At 60.5% G+C, this 7075-nt stretch carries 8 protein-coding genes; 1 reads left to right on the forward strand and 7 read right to left on the reverse strand.

The genetic code is table 11. The annotated features are described in order from the left end of the window. The 3 genes from F8J34_RS01025 to F8J34_RS01035 all read right to left on the reverse strand — a co-directional run. Positions 1 to 1043 (reverse strand): ferrous iron transporter B (locus tag F8J34_RS01025; RefSeq protein ID WP_297055510.1); only part of this gene is annotated, 1043 nt, incomplete at its 3' end. Beyond that, a complete protein-coding gene (locus tag F8J34_RS01030) occupies positions 1025 to 1342 on the reverse strand; it encodes a FeoA family protein (RefSeq protein WP_297055513.1) in 318 nt (105 codons plus the stop codon). The genes F8J34_RS01025 and F8J34_RS01030, both read right to left, overlap by 19 nt. A gap of 2 nt (positions 1343 to 1344) precedes the next feature. Then, a complete protein-coding gene (locus F8J34_RS01035) occupies positions 1345 to 1794 on the reverse strand; it encodes a transcriptional repressor (protein ID WP_297055516.1) in 450 nt (149 codons plus the stop codon). 87 nt (positions 1795 to 1881) lie between these two features. On the opposite strand from F8J34_RS01035, the gene F8J34_RS01040 reads away from it, so the two are divergent. Continuing rightward, positions 1882 to 2856, forward strand: a complete 975-nt coding sequence (locus F8J34_RS01040; protein WP_297055519.1) for a KpsF/GutQ family sugar-phosphate isomerase — start codon at positions 1882 to 1884, stop codon at positions 2854 to 2856. Here the strand turns inward: F8J34_RS01040 and F8J34_RS01045 are convergent. The 4 genes from F8J34_RS01045 to F8J34_RS01060 all read right to left on the reverse strand — a co-directional run. After that, the gene (locus F8J34_RS01045) at positions 2853 to 3545 is read right to left on the reverse strand and encodes a PilZ domain-containing protein (RefSeq protein WP_297055521.1); all 693 of its coding nucleotides are present in this window, start codon (positions 3543 to 3545) and stop codon (positions 2853 to 2855) included. The genes F8J34_RS01040 and F8J34_RS01045 overlap by 4 nt on opposite strands. Next, positions 3545 to 6127, reverse strand: a complete 2583-nt coding sequence (polA, locus tag F8J34_RS01050) for a DNA polymerase I (RefSeq protein ID WP_297055523.1) — start codon at positions 6125 to 6127, stop codon at positions 3545 to 3547. The genes F8J34_RS01045 and polA overlap by 1 nt, the downstream gene beginning before the upstream one ends. Next, complete coding sequence (locus F8J34_RS01055; RefSeq protein ID WP_297055524.1) at positions 6090 to 6575, reverse strand: hypothetical protein; 486 nt, start codon at positions 6573 to 6575, stop codon at positions 6090 to 6092. The genes polA and F8J34_RS01055 overlap by 38 nt, the downstream gene beginning before the upstream one ends. Positions 6576 to 6640: 65 nt before the next feature. After that, positions 6641 to 7075: RsmG family class I SAM-dependent methyltransferase (locus F8J34_RS01060; protein ID WP_297055526.1), on the reverse strand; the 435-nt coding region annotated here is incomplete at its 5' end.

A 7075-nucleotide genomic window follows, 5' to 3' on the forward strand; every position in this document is an offset into this window, starting at 1 on the left:
CCCAGAACCCCTTCCACCAGGACCTCCCGCAAAAGTCCGGGGGGAAGGAGGCCTCTCAGGCTCTCCTCGGTGAGCTTGAGAAGATCCTCCAGCCAGGCCACGGGATAGGCCCCCAGCTTGAAGGTGAGGTAAAAGAGGAGATACATGACCCCGATAAAGATGGGGAAACCCAGAAGACGATGGGTAAGGATATCGTCCAGGCGCTCGGAGAAGGTCTTGCGGGAGATGGCGGAGATACGGACCGCTTCACGCACCGCTCCGGAGATAAAGCCGTAGCGGGCTTCCACGATAAGGGCCTCGGGGGACTCGTCGAAGATCTGTCTCAGTCGGGAGGAGATCTCCCGAACCCGGGAGAGCAGGATCTCGGCCCCTTCCTCCTTCTGGACCCGGGAGAGCACCTCTCGATCCCCTTCCAGAAGCTTGAGAGCCAGCCAGCGCCGGGGATATGCGGGGAGAAGATGCAGTTCCTCCAGAAGCTCCACCAGCTCGCTCAACGCTTCTTCTATCTCGCGACCGTAATACAGATGCACCGGGCGGCTCTCCCTTCGGCCCTCGGCCACCTCTATCAGGACCCCTATCAGATCCTCCATCCCCAGGCCCTTGGTCCCCACGGTGGGAACCACCGGTACCCCCAAGAGACGGGAGAGGTTCTCCGCATCCACGTATATTCCCCGGCTCTTGGCCACGTCGATCATGTTCAGGGCGATCACCATGGGCCGCCCCAGTTCCATGAGCTGCACGGTAAGATAAAGATTGCGCTCCAGATTGGAGGCATCCACCACGTTGAGGATTACGTGCGGCTTTTCCTCCAGAATGAAATTCCGGGCGATCACCTCCTCCAGGGAATACGGAGTCAGGGAATAGGTGCCGGGGAGGTCCACGATTCGGAAGAGATGGCCGTTGGTCCGGAGTTCCCCTTCCTTCTTTTCCACGGTGACCCCGGGCCAGTTGCCCACCTTCTGGCGGGCACCGGTAAGGGCATTAAAGAGGGTGGTCTTTCCGGAATTGGGGTTTCCGGCCAGGGCTACGACGATTTCGGACATTTCTCCACCAGGACCTTGGCCGCCTCCTCGTGTCGCAGGGCCACATGATAGCCCTTGAGCTCGTATTCCACCGGATCCTCCAGGGGCGCATAACGAATGACCCTGATCCGGGTCCCCGGAAGGAACCCCATCTCCAGCAGACGCTGTCTGAAGGCCCCGTTACCCAGGACCTTGACGATGATCCCCTCCTCGCCGGTACGGAGTTCGTCGAGGGTGGTGAGATTCTCCATGCGGGGACAGATCCCCTCTTCCCTTCGCCGACACCCCCTTCCCCAACGCCAGCGCCACCGGAACCCCATCCCTAGCCCTCTCTTCCGCGACAGGCCGAACAATACCCCAGGATCTCGAAACGGGTCATCTTCACCTCCACTCCGTACCTTTCCGCATATTCGCGAGCCACCTCTTCCAGTCGATCATCGCTGAACTCCTCCACCCGGCGACAGGAAAGACAGCGAAAATGGGCGTGCGGCTCGTGACCGTAGATGTGTTCATAATGCATGTGGCCATCTTCGTGATATACCTCCTGCACCAGCCCGCACTCGATAAGCAGGGGAAGGGTGCGATATATGGAGGCCTTGGAGACCTTATAGCCCTTGTTGCGCAGTCGCAAATAAAGTTCATCCACGTCGAAATGATCGTGGATGTTGAAGACCTCCCGCAGGATGATCTCCCGCTCCTGGGTATAGCGCAACCCCTTCCTCTTGATAAAATCCCTGAAAATTTCTATTTCCGAACCCGGAGAACGTTCCATCGGACCTTTGTTGAGAAAGCTTTTCAATACCTTGCCAATCCTTGGCTCTTTTGTCAAGGGGATGATTTCGGGGATATATTTAAGGACATGCGGGTAGTGGAAACGGCCAGACGGGTCCTGCGTATCGAGATCGAGGGGCTGGAGAGCGTTTATCGTAAGCTGGGCCCCTCCTTCGAGCGGGCGGTGGAGCTCATTCTGGGGTCCCGGGGGCGGGTGGTGGTAACCGGGCTCGGAAAGAGCGGACTGGTAGGTCGCAAGATAGCCGCCACCCTTTCCTCCACCGGTACCCCGGCCTTCTTCCTGCATCCCGCCGAGGCCCTTCACGGAGACCTGGGAATGGTCACCCGGGAGGATGTACTGCTGGCCCTTTCCAACTCAGGGCGCACCGAGGAGGTAAACCTGATCGTTCAGATCCTCAAACGGCGCGGGGTAAAGACGGTGGCCTTTACCGGAAACGGCGATTCCCCGCTGGCCCGTATGGCGGAGGTGGTCATCGACGTGGGGGTTCCCCGGGAGGCCTGCCCCTACGATCTGGCTCCCACCGCCAGCACCACCGCGGCTCTGGCCGTAGGCGATGCCCTGGCCGTGGCCCTGGCCGAGGCCCGGGGATTCGGCCCCGAAGATTTCCGGCGTAATCACCCCGCCGGTTCCCTGGGAGAACGCCTTCGGGTAAGGGTGGCGGAAATCATGCTCACCGAGGAACATATTCCCCGCACCCGCATGGGAACCCTGTTGCGAGACGCCCTCCCGGAAATGGATCGTAAGGGCCTGGGGTGCATCCTGGTCCTGGACGACCACGATCACCTGCGGGGCATCATCACCGACGGCGACCTGCGTCGGGCCCTCCTCCGCCGGGGGAACCCGGAGGAAGCCCGGGTGGAGGAGATCATGACCCCGGACCCTAAACGCATCCGTAAGGATCGGCTGGCCTCCGAGGCCCTGGATCTCATGGAAAAACATCTCATCACCGTACTGCCGGTGGTGGACGAAGAGGAAAAACTGGTGGGAATCCTCCATCTTCACGATATCCTGGGGAAGGGAAGCTTCAAGTTTACGGTTTAGGCCTCGGCCCGTTTGGCCTTGCGCATCTCGATCTCCCGCTGAATGACGTAACGCATAAGCTCCTGGCGGGTCTTTTCGTGGATATGGAATTTGATCCCCAGAAGGGGGCCATCCGGGGAATCCATCGTCCGGACCACCTCGGCCCGAGGAATCTCTACCGTGCCGAAGGATCTGGTGGAGGAGACCCAGAGATCCAGCTTCCCCTCGGTGAGGATCTCCCGTTCCGGAACCTTGACGCTGGGGCGCAACAGGGCCAGCCCTCCGGCGCTGATGTTTACTATGTCTCCGGTAACCTCCTGATCCTTCCACCGAAACTGGGCCCGGGAACCCGGAGGGGTGGGAACCCGATAATACATCCGCCTCTCCAGCCGGAAGATGGCCGAGGGACGGGAGGTGAAGATATACTTTTCTTCCCGGTCCTCGCGCAGGATATCCACCCGAAAGAAATACTCGATATTGGAATTGTCCCGATAGATCACCCGGGCGGTGGTCAACCCCGGAGACCAGGGACGGGGATAATCGAAGACCAGATGGTCCCTGAGCACCTCCAGCAAAAGGGTAGGGCCGGAACGAAAGCGTCCGCTGACAAAGATGACCCAGTAACCCATCTTCTTGAGATCCTGAAGCAGGATCTCGATATGGGCCGGATCGCGATTGATCTCATAACCGCCCTCCCAGGGTTCCCACATCAGGCCTTGGCCTCCGCCCAGTTTTTCCCCGTGGCCAGGTTGACCTTAAGGGGCACGCTCAGAGGATAAACCTCCTCCATTTCTTTTCGGACCAATTCCCGGACCTCTTCTATCTCCTCCTCCGGGACCTCCAGGAGCAACTCGTCGTGCACCTGAAGGATGAGACGGGCGGTGTACCCCTCCTGAGCCAGTCTGCGGTCTATGGCCAGCATGGCCAGTTTGATCAGATCCGCTCCGGATCCCTGGATAGGGGTGTTGATGGCCGTGCGCTCGGCGAACTCCCGTACGCTTTTCTCCCGGGCCTTAAGCCCGGGGATGGGCCGTCTGCGCCCCAGGAGAGTGGTCACATATCCCTTCTCCCGGGCCTCGGCCACCTTTTCCTCCATATAACGTTTGACCCCGGGATAACGCTGAAAATACCTCTCGATGAAGGCCCGGGCCTGAGCCAGATCCAGCCCCAGTTCCTTGGCCAGGCCGAAGGCGCTCATACCGTAAGCAATACCAAAATTTATGACCTTGGCCAACCGGCGCATCTCCGGGGTTACCTCTTCGGGACGGATACCGAAGATCTCGGCAGCGGTGGTGGCATGGATATCCCGTCCCTCCAGGAAGGCCCGACGCAGATTCTCGTCCCCGGAAAAATGGGCCAGCAGCCGCAGCTCGATCTGGGAATAATCCGCGGAAAGAAGCCGCCAGCCCTCCTCGGCCACGAAGGCCCGACGAATCCACTCCCCCTCCTCCCCCTTGATCGGGATATTCTGAAGATTGGGATCCGAGGAGGAAAGACGTCCGGTGGCAGTGCCGGTCTGGTGGAAGGTGGTGTGCACCCGATCGCGGGAGTCCGCCAGGGCCAGGAGTGGCTCCACATAGGTGGAAAGCAACTTGTAAAGGCTTCGATAACGCAGGAGCCTCTCCGGCAACGGATGCTGCTTGGCCAGTTCCGAAAGCACCTCCACATCGGTGGAATATCCCGTGCCCTTAGGGGTGCGTTTCCCCCGGGGAAGTCCCAGCTTCTGGAAAAGGATGCGGGAGAGATCCCTTCCGGAACGCAGGTTGAAAACCTCTCCGGCCAGACGGTGGGCCTCCTCTTCCAGTTCCTTAAGTCTCTCCCGCAGTTCGCGGGCCAGACGGCGCAGATACTCCCGATCCACGCGCACCCCGACCCTTTCCATCCGGAAAAGGACCAGGGCAAGCGGGGTCTCCACCTCCAGAAGGAGTCTTTCCATCCCGGCGCGGGAAATCTCCTCCCTTAAAAAGGGGTAGAGTTGAGCCAGGGCCAGGGCCCGGGCCCCGCAACCCTTTTCCTCCTCCGGGGCAGGCAAACGGGCCCCCAGGTATTCCTGGGCCAGTTCCTCCAGGAGATAACTCTTGCGGGTGGGGTCCAGAAGCCAGGCCGCCAGTTTGACCTCAAAGATCTCTCCCTGAAGGGAGGGGGCTTCTCCCAGAAGATGGGCCAGGGCCTTGAGGTCGTAGAGGATCCAGGCCTGCGGCTTGGCCGCCAGAAGCTTGCGCCACTGCGAGGGGGAGACACCGGAGAGTTCCCAGGCCCGGTCCGAGTTGGCCAGCCCCAGGGTTGCCCATGCCCCGCCGAAAAGACCCCGGGACGGAGAAACCCACAGGGCCACCGGTCCTCCGGAAAAGGCCTCTTCGGGAATCCCGTCCACCCTGCGCACTTCCGCCCCCAGGTCTCTTTCGGAGGGCAGCTCCGCGAGCAGACGCCGGAACTCCAGCTTCACGAAAAGGCCCCGAAGACGTCGATAGTCGGGATCCCGTACCCGATAGGCCGAAAGCTCCAGCGGGACCGGGGCATCGGTCCTTAGGGTGAGAAGCTCGCGGGAAAGAAAAGCCGCCTCCCGGCCCTCCTCCAGCAGACGCCGCAGACGGGGCGGCGTGACCTCGGAGAGCCGGGCATAAAGATTCTCCACCGAGCCGAAGGTGCGAATAAGAGTGCAGGCGGTCTTCTCTCCGATGCCCTTGACCCCGGGCAGGTTATCACTGGCATCCCCGGCCAGGGCCCGCATCTCCGGAATCTTCTCCGGAGGAAGTCCGTAACGCCTGAGGACCTCCTCGGGAGTGATGGTCTTCTCGCGGATGGGATCCCAGATGTAAATCCTCTCGCTCACCAGGGGAAAAAGGTCTCGATCCCCGGCCACGATCACCACCGGATGCGGAAGACGGTGGGCCAGGGTGGCTATGAGGTCGTCGGCCTCATAGCCCGGAACACTGAGAACCCGAATCCCCAGGGCCTCGGCTATCTCGCGAATATAGGGAAGCTGTACCACCAGTTCCTCGGGCATGGGAGGACGCTGGGCCTTGTAGTCCTGGTAGGCCTCGTGGCGAAAGGTGGGGGCCTTCTCATCCAGACAGAGGGCCAGATACTCCGGACGAAACTCGCGCAGGATCCGGAGCATCATCCGGGTAAACACATAGACGGCCTTGGTGGGCAGGCCCCAGGAGGTGGATAGATATTCCTTTACCGCGTAATGGGCCCGATAGACAAAGGATGTGCCGTCGATAAGATAAAGGACCGGGCCCTCCCCCTTTTTAGGTAAAACGATTGAGGATCCAGGTGACGATCTCACTTTTGAGATTCATTTCCTCTTCCGGGGTCATGGCGGTGAGCCATCGCAGAATCCATTTCTGCAGCCGGTTAAGATGGGTCTTGTTGAGTTTCTCCCCGTAAACCATCTCCAGGGCCTGGAGATACCATACAAAAATGGCGTGCAGGGGCATGTAGCGATATTCCATGGTGATGGGATAAAGGGCCTCATAAAAGGCCCGGTTAAGGAACTTCTTATCCGGCTCGCTGGTGAACTTGCGGATGGTAAGCCGGGAGACCCCTCCCTCCTCGGCCGGAGGGGCTTCCTGGGCCTGAAGATACTCCAGATTGCGCATCAAAAGATCATACCGATCCCGGTGCTGGCGGATGAGGGTCTCCTGCAGGGACATGAGCGCCAGCGGATTCTCGCGTTCGCGATAATATTTGGCCAGCTTCTGACGCAAAACGGACTTACGACTTCTTCCTCCCATTCACCGGACCTCCTGCGGGAATCTTTTACAGGGAAACACAAAAAAATTTCCTTTTCAAGGGGTACTCATCCGGCAAAAATCAAAAGGCGGCGTTCCCCCCGCCCCCGGGGCAGGGCCAGAGAGACCTCCTGAAGCAGACGAAGATACCTCTCCGGCTCCCCCCGGGGTTCCACCTCGTTGCGCCATAGATAAAAGGCCAGCCCCGGAGGGGAGAGAAGTCTTGCCGCCTGGGCGGCGAACTTCTCCGCCGAACCGTAGCCCCGGGAGACCACCACCGGAAAACGTGTCTCCGGCCAGCCCTCGCGCCCCAGGAATCTCCTTTCCGCCCGCACGCCGGAGAGCCCCAGCTCGGCGATCAGACTCTGGAGAAAAGCCACCCGAGGCGGATGGGCCTCGTAGAGGACCACCTCCAGTTCCGGGCGGGCTATCTTGAGGATCAGACCCGGCACCCCGCCCCCGCTGCCCAGATCCGCCACCGCGTATCCCCCCGGGGGAAGGAG

This window comes from Thermosulfurimonas sp., assembly GCF_015491435.1.
In the GTDB taxonomy this organism is placed as follows: domain Bacteria; phylum Desulfobacterota; class Thermodesulfobacteria; order Thermodesulfobacteriales; family Thermodesulfobacteriaceae; genus Thermosulfurimonas_A.